This is a genomic window from Streptomyces hoynatensis (assembly GCF_003626535.1).
Lineage (GTDB): Bacteria > Actinomycetota > Actinomycetes > Streptomycetales > Streptomycetaceae > Streptomyces > Streptomyces hoynatensis.
Window position 1 is genome coordinate 1 of record NZ_RBAL01000006.1, and the last position, 25,366, is coordinate 25,366.

Annotated in this window: 22 protein-coding genes and 1 pseudogene; 9 read left to right on the forward strand and 14 right to left on the reverse strand. The window is 75.0% G+C overall.

From position 1 onward, the window contains the following. The coding region (locus tag D7294_RS12160) for an IS110 family RNA-guided transposase (RefSeq protein ID WP_120678723.1) at positions 1 to 1,017 on the reverse strand (1,017 nt) is incomplete at its 3' end. Between the two features lie 354 nt (positions 1,018 to 1,371). Between D7294_RS12160 and D7294_RS12165 the strand changes: the two genes are divergently transcribed. Beyond that, positions 1,372 to 1,611 carry a hypothetical protein gene (locus D7294_RS12165; RefSeq protein ID WP_120678725.1) on the forward strand — a complete coding sequence of 80 codons (240 nt, stop codon included), beginning with the start codon at positions 1,372 to 1,374 and terminating at the stop codon, positions 1,609 to 1,611. Positions 1,612 to 1,737: 126 nt separating this feature from the next. On the opposite strand, the gene D7294_RS12170 is transcribed toward D7294_RS12165, so the two are convergent. After that, positions 1,738 to 2,661 (reverse strand): phosphatase PAP2 family protein, encoded by a 924-nt coding sequence (locus D7294_RS12170; RefSeq protein ID WP_120678727.1) that lies wholly within the window; start codon positions 2,659 to 2,661, stop codon positions 1,738 to 1,740. A gap of 167 nt (positions 2,662 to 2,828) precedes the next feature. After that, positions 2,829 to 3,005 carry a hypothetical protein gene (locus tag D7294_RS33115; protein WP_241562304.1) on the reverse strand — a complete coding sequence of 59 codons (177 nt, stop codon included), beginning with the start codon at positions 3,003 to 3,005 and terminating at the stop codon, positions 2,829 to 2,831. A gap of 39 nt (positions 3,006 to 3,044) precedes the next feature. Here D7294_RS33115 and D7294_RS33120 point away from each other — a divergent pair, with 39 nt between their 5' ends. Continuing rightward, complete coding sequence (locus tag D7294_RS33120) at positions 3,045 to 3,266, forward strand: hypothetical protein (protein ID WP_241562305.1); 222 nt, start codon at positions 3,045 to 3,047, stop codon at positions 3,264 to 3,266. Between the two features lie 390 nt (positions 3,267 to 3,656). Continuing rightward, on the forward strand, positions 3,657 to 4,631 hold the full coding sequence (locus D7294_RS12180; RefSeq protein WP_120678729.1) for a helix-turn-helix transcriptional regulator: 975 nt from the start codon (positions 3,657 to 3,659) through the stop codon (positions 4,629 to 4,631). A 70-nt stretch (positions 4,632 to 4,701) separates the two neighbouring features. Here D7294_RS12180 and D7294_RS12185 read toward each other — a convergent pair whose 3' ends face one another. Continuing rightward, positions 4,702 to 5,730, reverse strand: coding sequence for a LacI family DNA-binding transcriptional regulator (locus D7294_RS12185; RefSeq protein WP_120678731.1), 1,029 nt, complete (start codon positions 5,728 to 5,730; stop codon positions 4,702 to 4,704). Between the two features lie 249 nt (positions 5,731 to 5,979). Here D7294_RS12185 and D7294_RS12190 point away from each other — a divergent pair, with 249 nt between their 5' ends. The 5 genes from D7294_RS12190 (at position 5,980) to D7294_RS12210 (ending at position 11,994) form a co-directional block, all read left to right on the forward strand. Further along, positions 5,980 to 7,233, forward strand: coding sequence for an extracellular solute-binding protein (locus D7294_RS12190; RefSeq protein ID WP_120678733.1), 1,254 nt, complete (start codon positions 5,980 to 5,982; stop codon positions 7,231 to 7,233). A gap of 141 nt (positions 7,234 to 7,374) precedes the next feature. Beyond that, positions 7,375 to 8,253, forward strand: coding sequence for a carbohydrate ABC transporter permease (locus D7294_RS12195; protein ID WP_241562334.1), 879 nt, complete (start codon positions 7,375 to 7,377; stop codon positions 8,251 to 8,253). A 2-nt stretch (positions 8,254 to 8,255) separates the two neighbouring features. Further along, the gene (locus tag D7294_RS12200) at positions 8,256 to 9,254 is read left to right on the forward strand and encodes a sugar ABC transporter permease (protein ID WP_120678737.1); all 999 of its coding nucleotides are present in this window, start codon (positions 8,256 to 8,258) and stop codon (positions 9,252 to 9,254) included. A gap of 68 nt (positions 9,255 to 9,322) precedes the next feature. Next, complete coding sequence (locus D7294_RS12205) at positions 9,323 to 10,984, forward strand: glycoside hydrolase family 13 protein (protein ID WP_120678739.1); 1,662 nt, start codon at positions 9,323 to 9,325, stop codon at positions 10,982 to 10,984. Further along, entirely contained in the window at positions 10,981 to 11,994 is a 1,014-nt protein-coding gene (locus D7294_RS12210; protein WP_241562306.1) for a LacI family DNA-binding transcriptional regulator, read from the forward strand. Before D7294_RS12205 ends, D7294_RS12210 begins: the two co-directional genes overlap by 4 nt. A 221-nt stretch (positions 11,995 to 12,215) precedes the next feature. Here the strand turns inward: D7294_RS12210 and D7294_RS12215 are convergent, their stop codons facing one another. From D7294_RS12215 to D7294_RS12230, 4 genes are all read right to left on the reverse strand, one after another. Continuing rightward, the gene (locus D7294_RS12215; RefSeq protein WP_120678743.1) at positions 12,216 to 14,228 is read right to left on the reverse strand and encodes a hypothetical protein; all 2,013 of its coding nucleotides are present in this window, start codon (positions 14,226 to 14,228) and stop codon (positions 12,216 to 12,218) included. A 58-nt stretch (positions 14,229 to 14,286) separates the two neighbouring features. Continuing rightward, entirely contained in the window at positions 14,287 to 14,934 is a 648-nt protein-coding gene (locus D7294_RS12220; RefSeq protein ID WP_120678745.1) for a response regulator transcription factor, read from the reverse strand. A gap of 87 nt (positions 14,935 to 15,021) precedes the next feature. Beyond that, on the reverse strand, positions 15,022 to 16,077 hold the full coding sequence (locus D7294_RS12225; RefSeq protein ID WP_120678747.1) for a phosphatidylinositol-specific phospholipase C domain-containing protein: 1,056 nt from the start codon (positions 16,075 to 16,077) through the stop codon (positions 15,022 to 15,024). Between the two features lie 143 nt (positions 16,078 to 16,220). Beyond that, entirely contained in the window at positions 16,221 to 17,513 is a 1,293-nt protein-coding gene (locus D7294_RS12230) for a sensor histidine kinase (protein WP_241562307.1), read from the reverse strand. Positions 17,514 to 17,760: 247 nt separating this feature from the next. On the opposite strand from D7294_RS12230, the gene D7294_RS12235 reads away from it, so the two are divergent. Then, positions 17,761 to 18,669 carry a Gfo/Idh/MocA family protein gene (locus D7294_RS12235; protein ID WP_120678751.1) on the forward strand — a complete coding sequence of 303 codons (909 nt, stop codon included), beginning with the start codon at positions 17,761 to 17,763 and terminating at the stop codon, positions 18,667 to 18,669. A gap of 93 nt (positions 18,670 to 18,762) precedes the next feature. Here the strand turns inward: D7294_RS12235 and D7294_RS12240 are convergent, their stop codons facing one another. From D7294_RS12240 to rsgA, 6 genes and pseudogenes are all read right to left on the reverse strand, one after another. Beyond that, entirely contained in the window at positions 18,763 to 19,896 is a 1,134-nt protein-coding gene (locus tag D7294_RS12240) for an amidohydrolase family protein (RefSeq protein WP_158674614.1), read from the reverse strand. A gap of 237 nt (positions 19,897 to 20,133) precedes the next feature. Further along, positions 20,134 to 21,153: a bifunctional helix-turn-helix transcriptional regulator/GNAT family N-acetyltransferase gene (locus D7294_RS12245; protein WP_120679307.1), complete on the reverse strand. Its 1,020-nt coding sequence runs from the start codon at positions 21,151 to 21,153 to the stop codon at positions 20,134 to 20,136. Between the two features lie 201 nt (positions 21,154 to 21,354). Continuing rightward, positions 21,355 to 21,753 carry a DUF2795 domain-containing protein gene (locus D7294_RS12250; protein ID WP_120678755.1) on the reverse strand — a complete coding sequence of 133 codons (399 nt, stop codon included), beginning with the start codon at positions 21,751 to 21,753 and terminating at the stop codon, positions 21,355 to 21,357. 513 nt (positions 21,754 to 22,266) lie between these two features. Then, positions 22,267 to 22,869: a TetR family transcriptional regulator gene (locus D7294_RS12255; protein WP_120678757.1), complete on the reverse strand. Its 603-nt coding sequence runs from the start codon at positions 22,867 to 22,869 to the stop codon at positions 22,267 to 22,269. Positions 22,870 to 23,268: 399 nt separating this feature from the next. Further along, a pseudogene (locus tag D7294_RS12260) lies at positions 23,269 to 23,817 on the reverse strand (hypothetical protein); the annotation flags it as partial. A gap of 119 nt (positions 23,818 to 23,936) precedes the next feature. Beyond that, a complete protein-coding gene (gene rsgA / locus D7294_RS12265) occupies positions 23,937 to 24,917 on the reverse strand; it encodes a ribosome small subunit-dependent GTPase A (protein WP_241562308.1) in 981 nt (326 codons plus the stop codon). Positions 24,918 to 25,366: the final 449 nt, after the last annotated feature.

Consider the following 25,366-nt stretch of genomic DNA (forward strand, 5'->3'; position numbering starts at 1 on the left):
GATCAGCGCGGAGGTGTAGAAGACGCGTTGGAGGCGGCGGCTGTATCGCTTGGGCCGGTGCAGGTTGCCGCTGATCTTGCCCGAGTCCCGGGCGGCGGGAGCGACGCCGGCGAATCCGGCGAGCCGGTCGGCGCTGTCGAAGGCGTCCATGTCGCCGCCGGTGGCTGCGATGAATTCGGCGCCGAGCAGGGGCCCGATGCCGGGCATGCTGGCGATCACTTCGGCGTGCCGGTGCTGGCGAAACCGGCCCTCGATGAGTTTGTCGGTCTCGGCGATCTTCTCGTTGAGGGCCATCACCTCCTTCGCGAGGGAGTGCACGACCTGGGCGGTGATCTTCTCGCCGGGGACGGCGGTGTGCTGTTTCTCGGCGGCCTGGACGGCTGCGGCGGCGAGCTGGTCGGCGCCGCGGACCTTGCGGTTGCGCAGCCAGGTGGCAAGCCGCTTGACGCCCGTGCGGCGGATGGCGGCCGGTGTCTGGTAGCCCGTCAGCAGTACCAGCGGGCCGGCGTTGCCGAGGTCGAGTTCGCGTTCCAGACCGGGGAAGATCCCGGTCAGGTGGCCGCGGAGCCGGTTGATGGCTCTCGTGCGGTCGTCGGCGAGGTCGCGGCGGCGACTGGTGAGGACCTTCAGTTCGGTGACCAGTTCGTCTCCGGTCCGCAGGGGCATCAGGTCGCGGCGGACGCGGGCCTGGTCGGCGATGATCGCGGCGTCCTTGGCGTCGGTCTTGCCGTCGCCGCGGTAGCCCTCGGAGGCGCGGTTGACGGCCCGGCCGGGGATGTAGAGCAGGTGCTGGCCGTGGTTGAGCAGGACCGCGATCACGAGGCCGGCCCCGCCGTCGGCCAGGTCGATGCCCCAGGCCGTCACCTCGCCCAGGTCCAGGACATCGCCAAGAAGCTTCAGCAGCTCGGTCTCATCGTTGGCCACCCGACGGGACAGCAGCCGCTTGCCGGTGTCGTCGATCACCACACAGTGGCGGTGGGTCTTCCCGGCGTCGATGCCGGCCCAGATCGCTGTCACTCGCCTCTCCACAGGTCGGTGTTCGTACAGGTACCACGGACGACCTCGCTGTCGAGTCCCTACTGAGCGATCAGTGCCGCAATTCCTCATGAGCAGCCGAGTCGTCGTGGGGGCCCGGCGGCGAATCGCAGTCAGCCACGGACGGCAGAGAGCTGAAAGCCACACCCGGGCCCCCTGGGTGAGCCAACCCTACGAATGGCTCGCTCATCCCGATCAACAAGGTAGGGAGAGCTGAGCGGTGCCCACCGCCGTACCCCGCCGTCGCCGGGCCCCGGCCCTGCCCGCGCGTCGTCCGCATGGCGCTCTTGATGGACAAGTTCTGTCGTCATGCATGGACGAGATTTGTCTATAGAGATGGACATCGACGAGGGCTCGTTCGAACTGGTGATGCGTCCGGCGGACGCCGCCATGGCCGCAGCCATCATCGAAGCGGAGAGGACCAGAGAGGAGGCAGAGCAGGCCGCGGCAAGGGCGCGCAAGGCTTTGGCCGCCGCGGCCAGGGAACTCACCAAGAAGGTCACGGTGAGAGATGCGGGCGCCATGCTGCACGTCTCTCATCAGCAGATCGCAAAGCCGGCGCCGAAAGGGAGCTGAACAACGGGGCGATGGTCCGCGGACGCGCCGCGAGACCACCGGTCCCGGAAGCCGCCGGGCGCATTCTTGCCCGGCCGCTCCCTCGCCCCGCACACCGGTGGCCGGCCGCGACTCGGGACCAGGTGGCTAGGTGCCGTCGGGGCGGGTGTTTTCCGGGGGAGTCTCGCCTGGGGCCGGCTCGCCCGGCTGCCGCGTCACCTCGCGCGGCAGCCGCCACCACCACCGCCCGTACCAGAGCCGGGAGACGGTGAAGCCGAAGGCCACGCAGGCCAGGCCGCCGACCGCGTCCAGCCAGAAGTGGTTCGCGGTCGCGACGATGACCAGCAGGGTCACGGGCGGGTAGAGCGCGCCGAGCACCTTCAGCCACAGCGGCCTGGCGAGCAGGACCAGCGCGATCGCGCACCAGACCGACCAGCCGATGTGCATCGAGGGCATCGCCGCGTACTGGTTGGACACCGAGGCCGCCGCGGTGTCCTTCGTGGCCAGCGAGCCCCAGGTGTGGTGCACGGTGGAGGTGTCGATGAAGTGGCCGCCCTCTATCAGCCGCGGCGGGGCCAGCGGGTAGAAGTAGAAGCCGACGAGGGCGATCGCCGTGGTCGCGAACAGCGCCGTCCTGGCCGCGCCGTAGCGGCCGGGGTGGCGGCGGAAGAGCCACACGAGGACCGCGATGGTGACCAGGAAGTGCAGCGTCGCGTAGTAGTAGTTCATGGGGACGATCAGCCAGTCGACCTTCGCCAGCGCGTGGTTGACCGCGCGTTCGAAGTCGAGGCCGAGGTGGCCCTGGAGGCGCCAGATGTCCCTGGCGTGGTCCTGGGCCTGCGCCACGCGCTCGGGGGCGGCGTTGCGGATGAGGGAGTAGACGCCGTAGCTGACGGCGATCAGGAGCAGTTCGAACCAGATCCTGGGGCGGGAGGGGGTACGCAGCCGGCGAAGCCTTCCCCGGGGACCGGGCGCGGCCTCGGCCTTTCGATCGCTCACAAGCCCTGCCGTCTTCTTCCGCGCCGTCTCCGGCCTCGCGCCGGTCTCCGCCCTCGTGCCCGTCTCCCCCATGGCCCCACAGTCTGCCAGAGGTCACCCGGGCGACCTGATCAACCTCCGGGCGCGGCCGGTCCGCAACCCGGGGCCCGGCCGGCCGGACGCGGGGGACGGGAGCCCGAGGAAGGACGGGAGACGGTGCGGGAGACGAGCGGGGGACGGGCGGGCGTGGCCGGTGTGGTTCAGGAGACGGCCGCGTCGAGGCAGCGGGCGAGTTCCGCGGGCGCCGAGAGCATCGGCCAGTGCCCCGTGGGCAGGTCGAAGCGCCGCCACGGCGGCTGGTGGAGAGCCGCCAGCATCGGCACCCCGGCGTCCAGCAGCCCCGTGAAGTCGCGGCAGGCGACCAGGACCCGGTCCACGCCGGCGCCGAACTCGGCCGGAGCGGCGAGTGGGTGTAGGTGCCGAACGGCTGCGGGGTGGCCCGCGCGTACAGCGCGTCGAGCAGGCCCTCGTCGAGCCCGTCCAGGCTGCCCGATCCGCCCAGTTCCTCGCGCGGCGGCATCGGCAGCCGCCGGCCCGGGCCGGCGGCGGAGACCTGCCGGCGCAGCCCCTCGGCCGCCTCGGCCGGCATCAGGTCAAGCATGCTCATGCCCGCCGAGAAGGGCGCGCTGTCCACGTAGATCACGCGCGCCAGCCGGTCGCCGAGGCGCCCGGCCGCCCCGGTGACCGGGGCGGCGGCGTAGCTGTGGGCGACCAGCGTGACCTCCCGCGGGCCGGCCTGCCCGGCGGCCTCGACGATGTCCGCGATGTGCGTGTCGAGGTCCGTCTCCGGCCCGCCCTGCCCGGCGCGTTCGGCCAGGCCGGTCAGCGTCAGCGGCAGCGCGGTGTGGCCGCGTTCCCGCAGGGCGCGGGCGGTGTCCTCCCACGCCCACGCGCCGAGCCAGGCTCCGGGAACGAGTACGAAGGTGGCCATGTGGATCTCCCCTGGTCAGGTGCCGTTGCCAAGGAGCGTAGAGTCCATACAGGACAGTTTCCGTCCTGAGTTTCCCGCCCAATCTGCCGAGTGATCCATGTCGCATCCCCTGACCCGCGTGCTGACCCTGCTGGAGCTCCTCCAGTCGCGCGCCAGGCTCACCGGGGCGGAGCTGGCCGCCCGCCTGGGCACCGACGTCCGCACGGTGCGCCGCTACGCCGCCCACCTGCGGGAACTGGGCATCCCCGTGGAGGCCGAGCGCGGCCGTTACGGCGGCTACCGGCTGGCCCGCGGATACCGGATGCCGCCCCTGGTCCTCACCAACGACGAGGCGCTCGCCGTCGTCCTCGGCCTGCTCGCCGCGGACCGCCTGGGCATGGCCACGGCCGCGCCGGCCGGCGCCGGCGCCCTGGCGAAGATCGAGCGGGTGCTCCCGCAGTCCCTGCGGGAGCCGCTGGCCGCCATGCGGGAGACCCTCTCGTTCACCGCCGTCGCCGTCCCGGGGCAGGCCCCGGGCACGGGCGTCCTGCTGGAACTGGCCCGGGCCTCCCGGGCCCGCACCACCGTCGCCCTCAGCCACGTGTCCTGGCGCGGCGAGCAGACCGAACGCGAACTCGACCCGTACGGCGTGGTGTTCCACACCGGCCGCTGGTACGTCGTGGGCCACGACCACCTCCGCGGGGAGCTGCGGACCTTCCGCATCGACCGCATCGCCTCCGTCACCCCGGGGACCCGCGGGTTCACCGCCCCGGACGGCTTCGACCCCGTCGCCCACCTGACCGCGAACCTGGCCCGGGGGACCTACCGCTGGGAGGTGGAGGCGACGATCCACGGCCCCCTCGACGCGGTCGCCCGCCGGCTGCCCGGCCCGGCGGTGAGCCTCACCGCGGGCCCCGGCGGCGTCCTGCTGCGCGCGTGGGCCGAACGGCTGGAGGACATGGCCCACCTGCTGGCCTCCCTGGAGTGGCCCTTCACCGTCCACCGCCCGGGCGAACTGCGGGAGGAACTGCTGCGGCTGGCGGACCGGCTCGCCGAGACCGCCCGGCGGGAGCCGGGGGAGCCGCCCCGGTAGCCGGCGCGTCCCGGTCGGGAACAGGCGGCCGGGAGGGAGGCCGCGGAGAGGAAGGCGGCCGGCGGTGGGCTCAGCCGGGGTGATCGGCGGGCGCGGCGGCCGTGGAGCCGCGCACCACCAGCTCCGGCATGAACACGAACTCGCTGTGCGGGGCCGGGGTGCCGGCGATCTCTTCGAGCAACGCCCGCACCGCGGCCTGCCCCATGGCGGGCACCGGCTGCCTGATCGTGGTCAGCGGCGGGTCGGTGAAGGCGATCAGCGTGGAGTCGTCGAAGCCGATGACCGAGAAGCGCTCGGGCACCGCCACGCCCCGCCGGCGCGCCGCCCTGATCGCGCCGAGCGCCATCATGTCGCTGGCGCAGATGACGGCGGTGCAGGAGCGGTCGAGCAGGGCGGCCGCCGCGGCCTGGCCGCCCTCCAGGGTGAACAGCGAGTGCTCGATCAGCCGCTTGGCCTCCTCCTCGGCCATCCCGAGCTCCTCCCGGCAGGCCTGCAGGTAGCCCTCGATCTTGCGCCGCACGGGCACGAACCTGGCCGGGCCCAGGGCGAGTCCGATCCGCCGGTGCCCGAGCGAGGCGAGGTGGGTGAGGGCCAGCCGCATCGCCGCCCGGTCGTCCGGCGAGACGAAGGGCGCGTTGACCTTGGGGGAGAAGCCGTTGACCAGGACGAAGGGCACGCCGTTGCCCCGCAGCCGCTCGTAGCGCTCCGTGTCGGCGGTGGTGTCGGCGTGCAGCCCCGAGATGAAGATGATCCCCGCGACCCCGCGCTCGACCAGCATCCCGGTCAGCTCGTCCTCCGTCGAGCCGCCCGGGGTCTGCGTGGCGAGCACCGGGGTGTATCCCTGCCGGGTGAGGGCCTGGCAGATGACCTGGGCGAAGGCCGGGAAGATCGGATTCTCCAACTCCGGCGTGATCAGGCCCACCAGACCCGCGCTGCGCTTCTGCAGCCGCGCGGGCCGCTCGTAGCCCAGCAGGTCGAGGGCGGCAAGCACGGACTCGCGGGTGGCCGTGGCGACGCCCGGTTTGCCGTTCAGCACGCGGCTGACGGTCGCTTCGCTGACCCCCGCCTGGGCTGCGATGTCAGCTAGCCGTGCGGTCACAGTTCCGGACTGTACCTGCCGTGGACTGCGCTGCCCACCGGGCTGGGCAAACAGTACCGAGATGTATGAATTTCACGCCTGTCATCCCACATGTGACGACCACCAGGCGGGCTCTTGCTGAAATTTGCCGCAAGGTCTTTCCAAGGTGGGGGCGCGCTGTTACGTTCCTGGACGGTCCGGCGCCGCAGCGGCGCGGCGCAGCGGGTGGCCAGACCGCCCGAACCGGGCGCAATCCATGGAGGAGTTGACATGCGGCGCAGCATAGGAACGACGGCCGTGGTCGCGGCGCTGGCCTTCGTCGCAACGGCTTGCGGCAGCGACGGCGACGAGGCCGGAGGCGGCGGCGCGGACGGGGAGCTCTCCGGAACCGTCACCTTCTGGGACACCTCGAACGAGACCGAGGCCGAGGTCTTCGAGGCCGTCGCAAGGGATTTCGAGAACATGCACCCCGGCGTCACCGTCGACTACGTGAACGTGGGCTTCGACGACGCGCAGAACCGGTTCAAGAACGCCGCCGCCGCCAACGAGGCACCGGACGTGATGCGCACCGAGGTCGCCTGGGTGGCCGACTTCGCCAGCCTCGGCTACCTCTACCCGCTCGACGGCACCGCCGCCGTCGAGAACCAGGAGGACTTCCTCGACGAGGCGTGGACCAGCACCCAGTACGAGGGGGAGACCTACGCCGTCCCGCAGGTCACCGACACCCTCGCCCTCTTCTACAACAAGTCCCTGCTGACCGAGGCCGGGGTCGAGGTGCCGCAGAGCCTGGACGAGATCGAGCAGTCCCAGGCCGCGTTCGAGGACATCGGCACCACCCCGCTGTACGTGCGCGGCGACGACCCGTACTGGTTCCTGCCCTTCCTGTACGGCGAGGGCGGGGACATGGTCGACGCCGAGGCCCACGAGGTCACCATCGACGACGAGGCCGGGGTCGCCGCCTTCTCCCGCATGCAGGAGCTGGTCGACTCGGGCGCCGCCATCACGGACACCAGCGACGGCTGGGAGAACATGATGTCCGCCTTCGCCGACGGCGACGTGGCCATGATGATCAACGGCCCCTGGGCCATCGCCGACGCCACCGCCGCCCTCGGCGAGGACCTCGGCGTCGCCGCCGTCCCGGCCGGCGGCCAGGCCCAGGCCGCGCCCCTGGGCGGCTGGGACTACGGCGTCTACGCCGGCACCCCGGACGCCGACGCCTCCTTCGAGTTCGTCCGCTACATGAGCTCCGCCGAGACCCAGGCCCGCATCACCGGCGAACTGAGCCTCCTGCCCACCCGCGCCTCGGTCTACGAGGAGCCCTCCGTCGCGGGCAACGAGATGGTGCAGTTCTTCAAGCCCGCCGTCGACGTCGCCCACGAACGCCCCTGGATCCCCCAGGCCCAGTCGCTCTTCGAGCCGCTCCAGATCTCCATCGAGGCGATGCTGACCGGCTCCGCCTCCCCCGAGGAGGCGGCCGGCGACACCGGCGACGCCTACCGCGAACTCCTCGAAGACTGGCAGTGAGCGGGCCCGGCCATGGCTGACGCTGTCAACTCCCTGCCGGGGGCGGTGCGGACCGCGGAACCCCGCGCCCCCCGCCCCGCCCCGGCCCGCTCGCCCGGGCGGCTGCGCCACCGGCTGGCGACCTACTGGTACGCCTGGGCGATGGTGGCCCCCGTGGTGGCCGTGATCGCCGCCATCGTCGGCTGGCCCCTGGTCCGCGGCGTCTACCTCTCCCTCACCGACGCGGACGAGTCCAACGTCGAACGCCACATCGGCGTCAACCGGATCGAGGCCAGCTACGAGTTCGTCGGCCTGGACAACTACCGCGCGATCCTCCGGGACGGCGACTTCTGGGACCGCCTCGGCTGGACCGCGCTGTGGACCGTGTCCTGCGTCGCCCTCACCTTCCTCACCGGACTCGGGCTCGCCGTCCTGCTCAACCGCACCTTCCGCGGGCGCGCCGTCTACCGGATGGTGCTGGTCCTGCCCTGGGCCATCCCGGCCTTCGTCTCGGTCTTCGCCTGGCGGATGCTCTTCAACGAGCGCAACGGCATCCTCAACTCCCTGCTGGAGGACGGCGGCATCGACGCGGTCCCCTGGCTGTCCGACCCCACCTGGGCCAAGGCCGCCGTGGTCGCCGTCAACGTCTGGCTCGGCGTCCCCTTCATGCTGATCGCCATGCTCGGCGCCCTGCAGTCCATCCCGGCCGAGCAGTACGAGGCCGCCGAGGTGGACGGGGCGAGCCCCTGGCAGCGCTTCCGTTACGTCACGCTGCCGGGCGTCCGCCCGGTCGCGATGACCGTGGTCCTGCTCAGCACGATCTGGACCTTCAACATGTTCCCGGTGATCTTCCTGCTGACCCACGGCGGCCCCGCGGGGGCCACCGACATCATGGTGACCGAGGCATACCGGCTCGCCTTCGTCACCAGCCCCAGGGACTTCGCGAACTCCGCCGCCTGGGGCGTGCTCATCCTGCTGCTGCTCGTGCTCTTCGCGATCGCCTACCGCAGGGCGCTGCGCAGGCAAGGGGAGGTGTGGTGACCATGGACAGGAACACCCAGGCGAAACCTGCCGCACCCCCGGCGGGTTCCGCCGCCGCCCCCGCCGCGGCCGCCGCCCGCCCCCAGGCCGGGCCCCGGGCCGGCGAGGAGGCCGCGGCGCCCCGCCGGGAGGGCCGGGCGGCGGGCCAGGCCGGACGCGCGCGGCGCCCCCGCCGCCGCGGCGAGCGCGGCCCCGCCGCCTCGATCGGGCTGCACCTGACGCTGCTCGTGGCCGCCTTCATCGCGGTGTTCCCGCCGCTGTGGCTGCTGGTCACCTCGTTCAAGCCGAAGAGCGACACCTTCACCCTGTCCCTGGTCTCGCACTTCACGCTCGGCAACTACGACCACGTCCTGAACGACACCGAGTTCCTCACCTGGTTCGGCAACTCGGTCCTCGTCGTGCTGCTGACCACCGTCATCGGCGTCCTCATCTCCGCGACCACCGGCTACGCGCTCAGTCGCTTCCGCTTCCCCGGCATGCGCCCGCTGATGTGGACCCTGCTGATCACGCAGATGTTCCCGATGGCCGTGCTCATCGTGCCGCTGTACAACCTCATGTCGCGCTACGACATGCTGAACCGGCCCAGCGCCCTCGTCGTCACCTACCTGACCATCGCCGTGCCCTTCTGCGCCTGGATGATGAAGGGCTTCTTCGACACCATCCCGGTGTCCATCGACGAGTCGGGCCGCGTCGACGGGCTCAGCCCCTTCGGCACCTTCTGGCGCCTCGTCCTGCCGCTGGCCAGGCCGGGGCTCGCGGTCACCGGCTTCTACACCTTCGTCACCGCCTGGGCCGAGGTCGCCTACGCCTCGGCCTTCATGACCGGCGAAAAGCACCTCACGCTGGCCGGCGGCCTGCAGACCTTCGTCAACCAGCACACCCAGGACTGGCACCTGATGACGGCCGCTGCCGTGCTCATCGCCATCCCCGCCACGCTGGTCTTCGGCTACGCCCAGCGCCACCTGCAGGCCGGGCTCACCGCCGGGGCGGTCAAGACCTGACCCGCCGCCCGGCCCCCGGCCCCGTTCGCCTCCACCGACCTGACCGATCCGACGACCACGAGGACGACATGACCCAGCACCTCGCTGACCGCGCTCAGCCGAGCAGCGACCCGGCCCAGGCCACGCCCTGGTGGCGCGATGCCGTCATCTACCAGGTCTACCCGCGCTCGTTCGCCGACGGCGACGGCGACGGCATGGGCGACCTCGCCGGCATCCGCGGCAGGCTCCGCCACCTGGCGGACCTCGGCGTCGACGCCGTCTGGCTGAGCCCCTTCTACGCCTCACCCCAGGCCGACGCGGGCTACGACGTGGCCGACTACCGGGCCATCGACCCCGTCTTCGGCGACCTGCACGACGCCGACGCCCTGATCCGCGACGCCCACGACCTGGGCCTGCGGGTCATCGTCGACCTCGTGCCCAACCACTCCTCCGACCAGCACGAGTGGTTCCAGCGGGCGCTGCGGCAGGGCCCGGGCTCCCCGCTGCGCGACCGCTACCACTTCCGCCCGGGCAAGGGGACCGACGGCGAACTCCCGCCCAACGACTGGGAGTCCATCTTCGGCGGCCCCGCCTGGACCCGCACCACCAACCCCGACGGCACCCCCGGCGAGTGGTACCTGCACCTCTTCGCCCCCGAACAGCCCGACCTGAACTGGGAGAATCAGGCGGTCCGCGACGAGTTCCGCTCCGTGCTGCGCTTCTGGCTCGACATGGGCGTCGACGGCTTCCGGATCGACGTCGCGCACGGCCTGGTCAAGGCCCCGGGGCTGCCCGACATGGGCCGCGCCGGCCAGCTGGAGCTGCTCGGCACCCAGGTGCTTCCGTTCTTCGACCAGGACGGCGTCCACGAGATCTACCGCTCCTGGCGCAAGATCCTCGACGAGTACCCGGGGGAGCGGATCGGCGTCGCCGAGGCGTGGACGCCGAACGCGGGCCGCACCGCCCTGTACGTGCGCGAGGACGAGCTGCACCAGGCGTTCAACTTCCACTACCTGACCACCCCGTGGGACGCCGCCGCGCTGCGGGAGGTCATCGACTCCTCCCTCGACTCGATGCGCCCGGTGGGGGCGCCCACCACCTGGGTGCTGTCCAACCACGACGTGGTCAGGCACCGCACGCGGCTGGGCGGCGGCCTGCGCAGGGCGCGGGCCGCGACCCTGCTGATGCTCGCGCTGCCCGGCTCGGCCTACCTGTACCAGGGGGAGGAACTCGGGCTGCCCGAGGTCACCGACCTGCCGGACGAGGTGCGCCAGGACCCGGCGTTCTTCCGCCGCGACCACCCCGCGGGCGGGCAGGGCGGGCTGCGCGACGGCTGCCGCGTGCCCCTCCCCTGGAGCGCGAACGGCCCCTCCTACGGCTTCGGTTCCGGCGGCAGCTGGCTGCCGCAGCCCGCGGACTGGGGCAGGCTCTCGGTCGCCGAGCAGACCGGGGACCCGTCCTCGACCCTGGAGTTCTACCGCGCCGCCCTGGCCCTCAGGCGGGCCGAGCGGGCGCTGGGCGCGGGGGAGGGCGTCGAGTGGCTCCGGGCGCCGGACGGCGTGCTCGCGCTGCGCCGCCGCGGCGCCGACGGAAGCGCCGTGATCTGCGCGGTCAACACCACGGGCGAGGCCGTCGAGGTGTCCTCGCTGCTGCCGGCCGAGGGGCGGCTGCTGCTGGCCAGCGGTCCGCTGCCCGACCCGTCCCCCTCGGCGGTGCTGCCGGCGGACACCACCGTGTGGTGGCGGGCGTGAGCGAGGCCGGGCCGGAGCAGAGCCCGGCCCGGCTCGCCGACATCGCCCAGCACGCCGAGGTGAGCGAGGCCACGGTCAGCCGGGTGCTCAACGGCAAGGCCGGGGTGGCCGCGGCCACCAGGCAGCGGGTGCTCGCCGCCCTGGACGTGCTGGGCTACGAGCGCCCGCTGCGGCTGCGGCAGCGCAGCGCCGGCCTGATCGGCCTGGTCATCCCCGAGCTGACCAACCCGATCTTCCCGGCCTTCGCGCAGGTCATCGAGCAGTTCCTGGCCGGGCACGGGTACACGCCCGTGCTGTGCACCCAGAGCCCGGGCGGGGCCACCGAGGACGAGCTGGTGGAGCAGCTCGTCGAACGCGGCGTCACCGGCATCGTCTTCCTCTCCGGCCTGCACGCCGACACCAGCGCGGAACCGGCCCGCTACACCAGGCTGGCCGGGCGCGGGGTGCCGTTCGTGCTGATCAACGGGTACAACGAGCGGATCAGGGCCACCTTCGTCTCGCCGGACGACGCGGCCTCCACCAGGATCGCGGTGCGGCACCTGCGGGCCCTCGGGCACGAGCGGATCGGGCTCGCGGTCGGGCCCGGCAGGTTCGTGCCGGTGCGGCGCAAGGTGGCGGGGTTCCTCGCCGAGACGGAGGGCGCGGGGCCGGTGCGGCACTCGCTGTTCAGCGTGGAGGGCGGGCAGGCGGCCTGCGCCGCGCTGCTCGACGAGGGCTGCACGGCCGTGGTGTGCGGCAGCGACATGATGGCGCTCGGCGCGATCCGCGCGGCCAGGCAACGCGGCCTCGCGGTGCCCGAGGACGTGTCGGTGGTCGGCTACGACGACTCGCCGCTGTTCGCGTTCACCGACCCGCCGCTGACCACGCTGCGGCAGCCGGTGCGGGCGATGGCGAGCGCCGCGGTGAACGCGCTGCTCGAGGAGATCGGCGGCAACCCGGTCCAGCACACCGAGTTCGTCTTCCAGCCCGAACTGGTCGTCCGCGGCTCCACCGCCAAACGCCCCGCCTGACCCCCGGCCCCACCCCCCGGGCCCCGGGGCGGGGCGGGTCCGGCGCCGCGCCGCGGCCCGGCGCCCCGTCCCGTGCGGCGTCCGCCGGCCCGCCGACGCTCGCCCGGCGCCACGGGTGACCCGTTCTTCTGCCAGGCCCGCGAGTGCCCGGGCACCGGCGCGTGCGCGGGGGGCCGCCGCCCCGGGGGGCGGTCGTCCGGGGGCGGCGGGGGCCGCCGGGGTCAGTTGCCCAGCATGGTCAGGGAGTTTCCGTCCGCCAGCCGGGCCGTGAGTTCCACCCGGGCGCCCTCGGCGGCCGGGAGGACCAGGGTGCGGCCCTCGGCCTGGCCGCGGACCCCGCCCTCGGCGGTGATCCGGGTGACGTCCTGGCTGCCGGCCGCCAGGAGGTACCACTCCTGGCGCGGCGACTTCCACAGCACCCCGCTCAGCACGGCCGCCTGCCGCGGCCCGCAGGCCGGGGCGTCCTCGTCGGCCGCCGTCAGCGAGCCGGGTTCTGCCTTCTCCGCGTCCCCGGCCGGGGGCAGGAACTCGGTCAGCGACCTGCTGCCCGCCCCGCGCCAGGTTTCGGCCCGCAGGCACAGCCAGCGCGCCCTGCCCCCGCCGTCCGGCAGGTCCTGCTCGGCGAAGGGCCACAGGTTCACCGCCCGCACCCCGCCGCCGGCGATCTGCGGCAGCCCGCAGGCGATACGTGCCCAGGCGGCGCGGGCCGCCGGGTCCCCCGCGGCGTCCGAGGGGCTCTCCGGGGCCCCGTGGGTGAGCAGGGCGGGCGTCAACTCGCCCAGGTCGGCGAGGAGATAGCGGTCCCTGGCGAGGGCGGAGCCCACCGAGAGCACGGGGAAGCCGGCGCACCCGGCGGCCGCGTCCCCGGTCCCGGCCGCGGTGCGCAGGGGCGCGGTGACGCCCGCCTCGTCCACGGCCAGGGCCGCGGGCTCGCGCGCCGGGTCCAGCAGGTCGGAGACGGCCGCGCCGGTCACCCAGGGCGCGGTCAGGTAGGTGGTGTTGCCGTCGCGGCGGGCCAGCACCACCGCGGAGGCGGCGCGCGCGTCGGCCCCGTCCGCCCGTGCGAAGTCGAGGAGCGCCCCACCCTCGCCCGCCCCGGCGGGCTCGGCGTACCGCACCAGGCGCAGCCCGTCGTACAGCAGCACCACCGAGAAGTCCGCCGCCCGCCCGGCGAACAGCAGTTGCGCGGGTCCCGGCGGGGGGCCGGTCTGGGTGCCGGGCGTGGCCGAGACCGTGGCCTCCTCGCCGGGCCGCGCCCACACCGCGAGCGCCCGCCGCAGCAGGCCGCCGTCGTGCAGCGCCCCTCCGCGGGCGGGCCACACCGAGAAGTCGGTGCGGGCCGAGTGCCGCCACACGTCGGCCGGGATGCGCCGCAGGCCCTGCGGGTCGAGCGCCGCCTGCGCGGCCTCGTTGCGCGCGTACGGCGGGGCGGCGGGACCGTCGGGGCCCCAGTCCCCGGGCGCGAAGGCGAGGCCGCAGGCGAGGAGCGCGAGGGCCGCGCAGCCGGCCAGGGCGGCACCGGCGAGCCTGCGGCGGCGCCGCAGATCGGTCGGCAGGGCCCGCAGCGCGCAGGGGTCGGCCGGGGCCGCCGCCGCGATGGCCCGCGGCAGCTCCCCGGCCGCGCCGCGCGCGGCGCTCAGCTCACCGGCCGGCACCCCGGCCTCGGCGAGCAGTTCGCCGATCGCCGAGTCGGGCAGCCCGTCGAGCCGCCACAGGGCGAACGCCGCCCGGGCCGCCGGCGTCAGGCCGGCCAGCGCCTCGTCCAGGGCGGCCTGCCCCGGCTCCGCGGGGGCGGGGACCAGCCGCAGGCCGAGCACCCGGGGCAGCAGCAGCGGCGGCCTCGGCGGCCAGGGCAGCGCGCGACCGCCGACCGTGCGCGAACGGCAGGCGCGCAGCGCGCCCTTGAGGACCCGCAGGCGCAGGCAGGCGTAGCCGGGGTCGCCCGGGGCGCCCGCCGCCTGCGGGGCGGCGGCCTCCGGCGGGCCGAGCGGGGGCTGCCCCTGCCCCGGGCCGTGGGCGCGCTGGGCCGGGAGGGCGGGGGGCGCGGCGGCCCGCCCGCCCCCGGGCAGGGCGCGCTGGACGAGGGCGTGCGCGGCCAGCACCCGCCGGTCGCGGCCGAGCCCGGCGGGCAGGATCAGGTAGCCGAGCCGGACGAGTCGTGGGTAGTGCTCGGCGAGTGCCGCCTCGGCGGCCTTGCGGCCGACGCCGGGCGCGGAGACGTCGCTGGGGGACATACCGGCTGAACGAGGACACCGCCCCCCGGTTACGAAGGGACAGCAGTGCGAGCCGCGCCTACCTGCGCTCCAGGTAGGCGAGCACCGCGAGCACCCGCCGGTTGTCGTCGTCGGAGGGCGGCAGGCCCAGCTTCGTGAAGATGTTGGAGGTGTGCTTGGCCACGGCCCGCTCGGTCACCACAAGACGCTCGGCGATCGCCGCGTTGGAACGGCCCTGCGCCATCAGCTCCATGACCTCCAGCTCCCGCGGAGTCAGCTTCTCCAGCGGGGAGTTCCTGGTGCGCTGGGCCAGCAGCTGCTGGATCACCTGCGGGTCCATGGCGGTGCCGCCCGCGGCGACCCGGCGGACCGCGTCCACGAACTGTTCGGCGTCGAAGACCCGGTCCTTGAGCAGGTAGCCGACGCCGCCGTTGCCGTCGGCGAGCAACTCGCGGGCGTACAGCTGCTCCACGTGCTGGGAGAGCACCAGGACCGGCAGCCCCGGCTGCTCGCGGCGGGCCTGCAGGGCGCACTGGAGGCCCTCGTCGGTGAACGAGGGCGGCAGCCGGACGTCGACCACGGCGACGTCCGGCTTCAACTCGGCCAGGGCGCGGGTGAGTTCGGGGCCGTTGTCCACCGCAGCGGCGATCTGGAAGTCGTGTGCCTCCAGGAGCCGGACCAGACCGTCCCGCAGCAGGAACAGGTCTTCGGCGAGGACGACACGCACGGGCTCTCCTGGGTGTTCGCGTGGGCTGGGTGGGCCCGGGGGCGGGGGCCGTGGCGACCCGGGGCCCCGGGCGGGCGAGGCACCAGCCTAGCCGCGCGGTACCACGGTGGACAGCACGGAGGGCAGCGCGTGCCAGTCCGAGCTGACCACGCTCGCCCCGGCCGCCGCGAGCGCGTTCACCCGCACCAGGGCCTCGGCCTCGGTGGGGGAGGTGGCCGAGATGGCGGGCGGCACGCCGTGCGCGTCGGTCATCACCAGCAGGTAGTGGCGGTCGGCGTACCAGGAGGTGTCCACGCCCTGGACGTAGGCGGTGGCGTCCCCGTCGAAGACCACGAACCACGGGCGCAGCGAGGCGTCCTGGTAGCGGCTCGCCCGCGGGTCGCCGGCCTGTGCGCCGTGCACCGCGGGGAAGGCGGCCGTCTCGGCGAGGGTGCCGGCCTGGGCGCTGTCGCGCAGGTGGCGGGCGTACTCGACGTCGGTCCACAGGCCGTCGAAGGGGTTGGCCTCCTCGACGGTGCCCGGTATGAGGTGGATGAGGAACCGCCCGGCCAGCTCCTGGCGGCTGGGCCAGCCGCCGGCCAGGACCGCCTCGTCGAGGGTGGCGTGGCCGCCGATCAGGTCGCCCGGGCCGAACACGGCCTCGCCCAGGGCCCCGCGCACCAGGCGGTCGAACTCGTCGGGGCCGCGGCCGAGGTTGTCGGCGAAGCCGTCCTTCAGCTCGACCTTGATCAGGACGGGGCGGTGCCCCGGGTGGGCGTCGTGCCAGGCCCGCAGGTCGGCCAGGCAGCCGGCCAGGGACCGGTTGCGCGCTCCGGTGCGCAGCCCGTCCGCGGAGGCGGCGCCCACGCAGTTGTTGGCGTTGCCGAACGGGTTGTCGTGCGAGACGCGCCAGCCGCTGCCGAACGCGTTGGTCCACACGTCGAGTTCGAGCATGCCGGCCCCCGAGTCGAGGGCGTCGGCGAAGTAGGGGAAGGTGTCCTGGAGGTAGGCGTTGTGCACGCCGACCGTGGTGGCGGCCGAGTAGGCCGCCCGGTCCCGGTCGCCGGCCTCGGCCGCCTGCGTGGCGGAGGGGAGGGCGAGGGGGGTGGCCAGGAGGGCCGCGAGGAGGGTCGCGGTGCCGGCCGCCCGCCGGACCAGCCGCATGGGACGCATACGCTGCCGCCTTCGCTGAGGGGAGGGCCGGCGCTCTCCCGGCGCCGGCCGTGAGCATGAACGCGGCACCAGCGTAGGCGGGTTGGCGGGCCCCGCGGTGAGGGCCGGGAGAACGGGCGGCCAACGCGGGCGGCTCAGCGGGTGGCCCCGCCTCCCGTGGCCGGGGTGCAGGGGATCTCGATGGTGACGAGGGTCGGCCCGCCCTCGGGGCTGCTGAGCGCGAGCACCCCGTCGAAGGCGCCGAGACGCCGCTCCAGGCCGCGCAGGCCGGTGCCGCCGTCCAGGCTGGCGCCGCCGCGGCCGTTGTCGGTGACGGCGATGCGCAGGGTGCGCTCCTCGCGCCCGTAGTACATGTCCACCCAGGCGCGTTCCGCTCCCGAGTGCTTGGCGGCGTTGGTGAGGATCTCGCTGACCGCGAAGTAGGCGGCGGACTCCACCGGCTCGTCGAACCGCCCCGGCAGGTCCACCTCCACGTCCACCGGCAGCGCCATCCGCAGCGCGAGCGCCCGGACCGCGTCCCCGAGGCCGCGTTCGGCCAGCACCGGCGGGTGGATGCCGCGGACCAGGTCGCGCAGTTCGGTCAGCGCCTCGGCCGAGTTCTCCCTGGCCTGGGCGAGCAGCCGCTTGGCCTGGCCGGGGTCCTTCTCGATCAGCGCCTCGACGGCGCCCAGGCTCATGCCCATCGCGACCAGCCTGGCCTGGGCCCCGTCGTGCAGGTCCCGCTCGATGCGGCGCAGCTCGGCGGCGGAGCTGTCGAGCGCGTCGTGCCTGGTCTCCTGGAGCCGGGCCACCCGCTGCGCCAGCAGCTGCTTCTCCGAGGCGCCGGTCATGCCGCGCAGCATCGCGAAGTGCCCGCGCAGCAGCGGCACGTTGCACCAGAAGGCCGCCGCCAGCAGGCCGGTGCCGACCAGGGCGGCGAGGAAGGCCGTGAACCAGGAGTCCACCGGCACGAACGTGTACCAGTAGGTGCCGCCCGCGTCCACGATCGGCCGCCACACCCCGGCGAGCAGCACCAGGCCGTAGAGGAAGTAGCCGGGCAGCGTCCAGGTGAGCATCACCAGGATGGAGCCGGCGACCGCGTCCGCGAACAGCCACTGCACGTCCCGCCAGGTGGCCGGGTCCCGCAGCGCGTGGGTCGTCAGCTGCACCTGGCCGGCCAGGCCGCCGGCCCGCACGGGCAGCGGCCGGTAGCCGGAGGGCACCGTCATGCCGAACCACTCCTGCGCCCAGGCGCGCCGCCGGTCCGCGTGGGCGCGCACCGCGCGGGCCAGCGGCGGGGTGGTGACCAGCCCCAGCCCGATGGGGACCAGCCCGACGGACACCAGGAACAGGATGAAGAGGGCCTGGGAGAGCACCAGGGTGTGCACGGTGAGCAGCATTCCTCTGGCGGCCGCCACCAGTGCCGCCCGTCCTCGTCGCGCTTCCACGCCCACCACACCTCTCGTTGCGTTCCCTCGCGGGTGCCGTACCTTGCGCTCACAGTCTCCTGCCGGGGCACGGCCACGTCAGTGGGGTACGGCGCCTGGCCGGGGGTGTACCCAGGTACACCGGCGGGGCGGGGCGTCGCGGGAGGCCGGGCGGTTCCGGGCGCCGGGGGCCGGTGCCGGAGCGTGAGGCGGCGGCCTTAGGGTAAGCGCCGGACCCGAGTCCCGGCGCACCAGGGGAGAAGCACCTATGAGAATCGGCCTGCTCGGAACCGGGCCCTGGGCGAGGCAGACCCAGGGGCCCGCGCTGCGGGAGCACCCGGAGGCGGAGCTCGCCGGGGTCTGGGGCCGCCGTGCCGAGGCCGCGGGCGAGCTGGCCGCCCGCCTGGGCACCCGGGCCTACGACAGCGCCGACGCGCTGTTCGCCGACTGCGAGGCCGTGTCCTTCGCGCTGCCGCCCGACGTGCAGGCGCCGCTCGCGGTGCGGGCCGCCGCGGCCGGCTGCCACCTGCTGCTGGACAAGCCGGTGGCCACGAGCGTGGCGGCGGCCCGGGAGCTGGCCGCGGCGGTGGAGGCGGCGGGCGTGGCCTCGGTGGTGTTCTTCACGCTGCGCTTCGCCCCGGAGACCGCGGCCTGGGTGGCCGCGCAGAGCGGCACCGAGGGCTGGCTGACCGGCCGGGCCGACTGGTTCTCGCCGGTCTTCGGCGGGGCGGACTCGCCCTACGCCGACTCGCCGTGGCGCAAGGAGCGCGGCGCCCTGTGGGACGTCGGCCCGCACGCCCTCTCGCTGCTGCTGCCGCCGCTGGGCGACGTCACGGGTCCCGAGGGCGTGGTGGCGGGCCGCGGCCCGGGCGACACGGTGCACCTCGCGCTGCGGCACGTCTCCGGCGCCTCCAGCGTGCTGACCCTCAGCCACAGCGTGCCCCCGCAGGCGGCGGCGGTGACCGCGGAACTGCGCGGCAGCGCCGGGGTATCGACGCTGCCCGAGCGCGGGGAGGGCGGCGCGGTGGTGCCGTTCCTGCGGGCGGTGGACGCGCTGATCGAGGCGGCGGGGGGCGGCCGGCGGCACCCCTGCGACGCCGCCTTCGGGGCCCGGGTCACCGAGATACTGGCCCTGGCCGAGGCGGCGCTTTCCCCCTCGGGCCAGGCCAGGCCGTAGGTTCCGGGGGCGGGCCCCGAACTCCGGGCCGCCGGGCTCCGGGGCCGGGCCGCCGGGCTCCGGGGCCGGGCCGCCGGGTTCCGGGGGCGGGTCCTAGGCGCGGAGGCGGCTCGCCAGGCGGGGGAGCAGGCGCAGCGCGTTGCCGCGGTCGACGGCCTGCCGGGCGGCGCCGCTCAGCGCCGGATCGGCCTCGTGGTCGCGGGTGATCACGCCCACCTCCTCCGCCGGCCTGGCCGGCCAGTCCGTGCCGAACAGGACGCGCGAGGGCCCGGCCGCGGCCAGCAGCGAGGGCATCGCGTACGGGGAGGCCGGCATCGCGGTGTCGTAGTGGAACCGGCGGACCGCCGCCGCCACCGCGCCGGGCGCCAGGCCCTCGCCCTGCCGGGCGGCGGACTCGGCGCGGCCGGCGAGGTAGGGCAGGAACCCGCCGGCGTGGGAGAGGATGATCCGCAGGTCGGGGTGGCGGTCCAGGGTGCCGGAGGCGATCAGGCTCAGCGCCGCCCGCGTGGTGTCGAACAGGAAGTCGGCGATGAAGTCGGGGACGCCGGGAATTCCGCTGCCGCCCTCGGGGAGCGAGTCGGGGTGGACGAAGACGACGGCGCGGCGCCGGTTCAGCTCGGCGAACAGCGGCTCGAAGGCGGGGTCCCCGAGGTAGCGGCCGTCCGCGCTGGTCATCAGGATGACGCCGTCGGCGCCCAGCTCGTCCAGCGCGTACGCGGCCTGTTCGAGGGCCAGGTCGGTGTGGAGCACCGCGAGGTTGGCGAAGAAGCCGAACCGGGTGGGGTGGTCGGCGGCCAGCTCGGCCATGGCCTCGTTGCACAGCCGGACGCCCCGCTCGGCGGTCGTCCGGTCGCGGAACGCCATGGAGGGTATCGGCGCCGAGACGACGCCGGCCGCGATGCCGTTGTCCTCCATCGTCCCCAGCGCGCCGTCGAGCGTCCAGTCCGCCCAGGTCGGCCCGCCCTCGGGCGGCAGCAGCCCCGCCTCGACGGCCCAGTCGTGCATCGCGCGGGTCAGGACGTGCTGGTGGGTGTCGATGCGCCAGGCCGGGGGCCGGTCGCCGCCCTCGGCCGCCGCCAGGGCCGGGCCGGCCGCCGCGGTGGCGCCCGCGGCGCCGAGCCCGGCGGCCAGCGAGGCGGCCCCCGCGGCGCGCAGCGCGTCCCGGCGGGAGAGGGCGCGGTAAGCCGGGCCGGCGGGCGCCGGGCGCGTCGGGGGCGGGGTGTTCATGGCGGACCTCCAGGTGTAAGGAATTGCTGACAGGGGTCCACCCTGCCGGACCGGCGCCCGCCCGGCCATCCGGGCAACTCCCCATATCCGCCTGCGGGTTCGCCCCTACCTTCGGGCGGCACACCCTTAGGGGCGACAGCCGCCCCCGCCCGCCGCTCCACGCGTGGCCTGGTCCGCGGTGTGGTGCGTGGGTGCCGGGCGGCGTGCCGGGTGGCGCGGTGCCCGGCGTGGGACGGCTTACGCGCCCGGCCCGGACGCCTCCTGCGCCGCCGCCCCCTCCCGCTGCTGCTGCTCCGCCCCCGCCTTCCCCTCCTGCCCTTCCCCGGGCGTCAGCGTGAGCTCCCAGTCCTGGCCGCGTTCCTCGGGGCCGAAGTCGGTGTGCGGGCGGGTGGCGACCAGGGTGAAGCCCGCGGCCTGGTAGATGCGCCTGGCGCTGACCAGCACGTCGTTGGTCCACAGCACCACCCGCCGGTACCCGGCCGCGCGGGCGAACCGCAGGCACTCCTCCACCAGGGCGCGGCCGATGCCCAGGCCCCTGGCGTGCGGCTCGACCAGCAGCAGCCGCAGGCGCGCGGTGGGCACGCCGCCGGCGCGCTCGGCCCCTTCGTCCACGCAGAAGACCGAGCCCACCGGCTCGCCCTCCCACTCGGCGATCCAGGCCGCCTCGCGCTCCGGGTCGTGCCCGGCCGCGAACTCCGCGACCACCTTGGCGACCAGCGCCTCGAAGGCGCCGTTCCAGCCGTACTCCGCGGTGTACAGGGCGCCGTGACGCTGGATCACCCAGCCGAGCTCCCCGGGCTGCGGCGGGCGCAGCCGGAAGTCCGCGGCGGTGTCCGCGGGAATCCGGAGCAGCCGGGAGGCGGTGGAGAGGGCGGCGAGCAGCCTTCCGTGCTCGGCCGGCGAGAGGCCGCCGACGAGTTCTCCCACGGCCTTCGTGGACCTGTCGTCGAGCAGGGCCGCGGCCTCACGGCCCCGGGGCGAGAGGGCGACGAGCTGCCGGCGCGAGTCTCCCGCGTCCCGCTCCCTGCGGATCAGTCCCGACTCCTCGGACCGGGCGAGGAGCCGGCTGAGCTGCCCCGCATCCATGTCCAGCTCGCGCCGCAGCTCGGCGACCCGCGTCCACTCGCCGCGGGCCAGCTCGTACAGCACGCGGGCCTCGGGCAGCGAGTAGGGGGTGCCGAGCCGGTGCCCGTAGTCGAGGGCGCCGATCACCCGCGTGAAGCCACGGCTGAACTCCCTCAGGCGCCGGACGAGCAGCGCATCCGCCGGCGCGTTGCGCGATCCGTGCGCCGGAGTGGCGGGGGGCGTGCCCGGCGGCCCGCCCGCCGCCGGGGGCGTCGGCGGCTGCGCCGACCCGATCGTTGACTCAGTCATTGACCCAGTCAAACGTGTGGCCGCGGCGGCTGTCAACGCCCTTGCGCGGCGGGCGAGACGGGGCCGGAACCCCCCGGGCGGGCCTCAGGCCCGCGGGCGGCGGCCCAGGGCCGCGGCGACCTCCTGCACGTTGGCGAAGGAGCGGTTGATCGGCAGTTCCCGCACCGTCTCGACCAGGCCGTCGGGCGCCCGGGTCGCGAAGAGGGCGCGCAACAGCGTCCGCCGCTTCGCCGGGAAGAGGGTGCGGGGCAGGTGCCTGGCCAGCTCGAAGCGGAAGGCCTCGTCCTCCGCCTCCTGCACGCCGGCCGAGCCGCGCGGCGGGACGGGTCCCTCGGCCAGCGCCGGATCGTCGTCCGCGCCGGGCTCCGGGTCGTTCCATTCCTCGGCCCGGGTGGGGTGGTCGCCGCGCAGCATGCCCTGCAACTCGTGCTTCATCTCGTCGTCGCGGTGGACGTTGAGGCGGCTGTTGCCACGCTGCTGCATGGTCTCGTCCTCCCTGGATGTCCTCGGAGGTTCTCGGAACCCCGCGGGTACCCCTCGGCCCCCCGGCCGACACGGCCGCCGGGACCCGGATGCCGGGGCGCGGGGCGGGGGTGCAGGGACGGGGGGTGCAGGGACGGCGGGCACGGGGGCCGGGGCGGGGTGTGCGTTTGCCGGGGGTGGGGGCGGGAACCCGTGCGCACGGCCGAGCGAGCGGCCTCGTGGGGGATGCAGGTTCCGGGCCGGGGATCAGGGGCCCCGCCCGGAGCCGCTCCCCGTTCACCTTCTGTGCGGCCACCAACCGGGCCAGTGTGGTGGCGACCGGGACCGGCCTTGGTGGGCACGGCGGGGAAGCGGGCCTTCGGCCACAGGTGGGCCTCGGCCTCGGCGGCCGTCGGGATGCACGGCTTCCGGGGCGGGGGCAGCCGCCCCCTTCGTTTCGGTTCCCGGGCGCCCCCGGACCCGTCGCCCCGTCTCCTTGCGGGCCCGTGCGCCGGCTCTTCCGGCGCCGGCCGCTCAGCCGCCCGGCCTCGACCGGCGGCCCAGCAGCGAGGCGATCACGGCATCGAGGTAACGGGCGTTCTCCTCGCCGGTGGGCAGCACCTCCGGCATGGCGTGCGCGAGCTGGGCGCGGCCCAGATAGCCGCAGTACGCCTGGAGGCTGCGCTGCCTGGCCTCCGCCTCCGGCAGCCCCAGCTCGCCGAAGAGCCCGGCCAGGTAGTCGAGGCGGCGCTGGGTGACCCGCCGCAGGACGGGACCGGCCACCGGGTGCCCGGCCTGGGCGAGCAGCGCGATCTCCGTGGGGTCCTCCGCGACCGCGGCCGTGACCTGCTGGAACAGCTCCCGGATGCGGGTCATCGGGTCGGTGGCGAGCTGGAGTTGCGCCAGGACCTCCTCGGTGCGCAGCGTCTCCCAGCGGGCGAGCGCCGCCTCGATCAGGGCGTCCCGGTTGGCGAAGTGCCAGTAGAAGCTGCCCTTGGTGGCGCCGAGTCGCGCGGCGATCGGCTCGATGGCGATCGCCGCGAGCCCGCCGCCCTCGCGCATCGCCGCGAGCGCCGCCTCGGCCCAGTCGGCGGCGGTGAGGTGGCCGCGCGCCCTGGTCCCCCGCTGTCGTGACATGGGGCGTACGGTAACCCATCGCCCACCGTACGTCGGCGTATGGCGTCGGGCGCGGGGGGCGTGCCGCGCCCGGGGTTCCGTCGTCAGCCGGCCGCCGCCGTGCCGCCGCGGCGGCGGCCGCGCCGCTCAGCGATCGCCGGGCTTACCGAAGTCCAGGTGCTCGGTGGGCGCCTCGCCCTGGTCGCCCGCGTCCTCGAACGGCCTGGTGGCCGGCTCCGGGGCGCGGGAGGAACTCTCGTAGCCGCGCGGGGAGTCCGCGGTGAGCGAGAGGGTGCCGGAATCCGCGTCGGAGGCGAACGCCCCGCCGGGCTCGGGCGCCTCCTCGCGGGCCGGCGGCACCGGAGGCGCGGAGCGGGGCGCCGCCGGGATCACCGTCGTCCGCGCGCCCCCGGCCGCCTCCTCCTCGTCTGGCCCGGCGTCGCCTGCCCCGGCGTCGGGCCCCTGCGCCCGCACCCGCTCCACCTGGGCCAGCGAGGCGCGCAGGTCGGTGAGCCAGCCGTCGACGTTCTGCTCCACCAGGCGCACGCACCAGGCCAGGGCCTCGCTGCGGCTGCGCGCCACCCCGCCCGAGATCAGCGTGTCGAGCACCATGCGCTCCGGCTGCCGCAGCCGGGTCATCACCGGGGCGGACACATGCGTGAACAGGGTCCGCTTGCCCCCGCACTCCACGCCCCACGAAACCTGCCGGCGGAAGCGCAGGTTCGCCTCCCGCGCCACCTCCACGCGCGCCCCCCTGGTGCGCTCCCTGAACTCGGTGACGCGCCCCTCCCGCGCCGCCTCGCGCTCCGTCTCCGTCGCCCCCGGCGCCAGCTCGGGCTCCGCGATCCGGCCGATGACCGTGATCTCCTCCCGGTCGACGGCCACCTCTACCAGGTGGGTGAACCAGTCCTGGGGCACCCGCCCGGTGATCCAGCCGCGCAGCTCCTGGCGGCCCTTCTCGGTAATCATGTAATCAACATTACACCTACGCGGGGTGACTGTCGCCACTCGCAGCGAAGCCGTTCCCCGGCAAGCGGACGGGGCGCCCCCGGTTCCGGGAGCGCCCCTGGGCCGCGTGGAGTGCGCCGCTACCTCTTGCGCCCCCTGACGCGGTACATGGCCCGCTGGTTGCGGGTGATCTCCCGCAGCCGCCCGGCGCGTTCGGCCCGCAGCCGCGCGTCGGTGCGCGAGGCCGCCCACTCGTTCTCCCGGCTCAGCTTCCGGTGGCTGAGCAGGCGCCGCAGCGGCAGCTCACCCGACTCCACGGCGGCGAGCACCGCGCAGCCTGGCTCGGCCACGTGCCCGCAGTCCGCGAAGCGGCACCCGGCCGCCAGCTCCTCGATGTCCGCGAACACCCGGTCCACCCCCTCCGCGGTGCCGTGCAGGCCCACCGAGCGCAGCCCCGGCGTGTCGATGAGCACGCCACCGCCCGGCAGCGGGAACAGCTCACGGGTCACGGTGGTGTGGCGGCCCTTGCCGTCGCCCGCCCGCACCTCGCCGGTGGCCAGCAGCTCCGCGCCGAGCAGGGCGTTGCCGAGCGAGGACTTGCCCGCCCCGGAGACGCCGATCAGCGCCACGGTGCCGGTGAGCAGCGCCGCGAGCTCGGGCACGCCCTCGCCGGTGTGGGCGCTGGTGATGAGCACCTCCACCCCGGGCGCCGCCGGCCGCACGGCCTCCTGGGCCTCGGCGGCGTCCGTGGCGCGGTCCGCCTGGGTCAGCGCCACCACGGGGGTGGCCCCGCTGTCCCAGGCCAGGGCGAGCAGCCTCTCCAGGCGCCCGAGGTCGGGCCAGGTGGCGAGCGAGACGGCCACCACGATGGTGTCCACGTTGGCGGCCAGCACCTGCCCGTGCGAGTCGCGGGCCGCCGAGGCCCGGACGATCGCCGTCCGGCGCGGCAGCAGGGCCTGCACCGTGGGGCGCGGTCCCGGCAGCAGGGCGGCCCAGTCGCCGCTGCAGGGCGCGGCCGACGGGTCGGCGGCCGGTTCGGCGCCGAACTCGGCGCGCACCCGGCCGTCCCCGGTGACGGCCTCGCAGCTGCCCCGGTCCACCCGCACCAGCCGGGCGGGCACCAGGCCGGCGGCGCGATGCGCGGCGAAGTCCTCCGCAAGCGCCGCGCTCCAGCCGTACGCGAGAAGCGCGGGCGGAACGGACTCCGTTTCCGCGGCGGCCCGGGAGCCGGAGGGGGCCGCGGGGGACGCGGGGGACGCGGCGGAACCGACGGGAAGCGAGGGGGAATCGCCGGAGGGAGAGGAGGGAGAGGAAGAAGAGGGAGACGACGAAGACGACGAAGACGACGAAGGGAACGGGGATCGTTCGGAAGAATGCACGAGAGACCCTTGGGGTGAGGTGGGCCCCGCGCGCAGGACGTCGGGGACGTCGCTGGGTCAGACCGGGGCCCGGGATACGAGGATGGGCCGGATGCTGCGCAGGGCAGCCCGCTGCACGACAGTCATCAACCTCACCTCCCCACGCCCCAGGGCGCTCTCTCGTCACCTCGCGCCCGCCTCCCGGGCGCCGC

Bases quoted from the DNA above. Each gene is read 5' to 3' on its own strand.
- D7294_RS12165 (WP_120678725.1), top strand. From the start codon at position 1,372: ATGGACATCGACGAGGGCTCGTTCGAACTGGTGATGCGTCCGGCGGAC.
- D7294_RS12170 (WP_120678727.1), bottom strand. From the start codon at position 2,661: ATGGGGGAGACGGGCACGAGGGCGGAGACCGGCGCGAGGCCGGAGACG.
- D7294_RS12180 (WP_120678729.1), top strand. From the start codon at position 3,657: ATGTCGCATCCCCTGACCCGCGTGCTGACCCTGCTGGAGCTCCTCCAG.
- D7294_RS12190 (WP_120678733.1), top strand. From the start codon at position 5,980: ATGCGGCGCAGCATAGGAACGACGGCCGTGGTCGCGGCGCTGGCCTTC.
- D7294_RS12195 (WP_241562334.1), top strand. From the start codon at position 7,375: ATGGTGGCCCCCGTGGTGGCCGTGATCGCCGCCATCGTCGGCTGGCCC.
- D7294_RS12200 (WP_120678737.1), top strand. From the start codon at position 8,256: ATGGACAGGAACACCCAGGCGAAACCTGCCGCACCCCCGGCGGGTTCC.
- D7294_RS12205 (WP_120678739.1), top strand. From the start codon at position 9,323: ATGACCCAGCACCTCGCTGACCGCGCTCAGCCGAGCAGCGACCCGGCC.
- D7294_RS12215 (WP_120678743.1), bottom strand. From the start codon at position 14,228: ATGTCCCCCAGCGACGTCTCCGCGCCCGGCGTCGGCCGCAAGGCCGCC.
- D7294_RS12225 (WP_120678747.1), bottom strand. From the start codon at position 16,077: ATGCGGCTGGTCCGGCGGGCGGCCGGCACCGCGACCCTCCTCGCGGCC.
- D7294_RS12235 (WP_120678751.1), top strand. From the start codon at position 17,761: ATGAGAATCGGCCTGCTCGGAACCGGGCCCTGGGCGAGGCAGACCCAG.
- D7294_RS12240 (WP_158674614.1), bottom strand. From the start codon at position 19,896: ATGAACACCCCGCCCCCGACGCGCCCGGCGCCCGCCGGCCCGGCTTAC.
- D7294_RS12250 (WP_120678755.1), bottom strand. From the start codon at position 21,753: ATGCAGCAGCGTGGCAACAGCCGCCTCAACGTCCACCGCGACGACGAG.
- D7294_RS12255 (WP_120678757.1), bottom strand. From the start codon at position 22,869: ATGTCACGACAGCGGGGGACCAGGGCGCGCGGCCACCTCACCGCCGCC.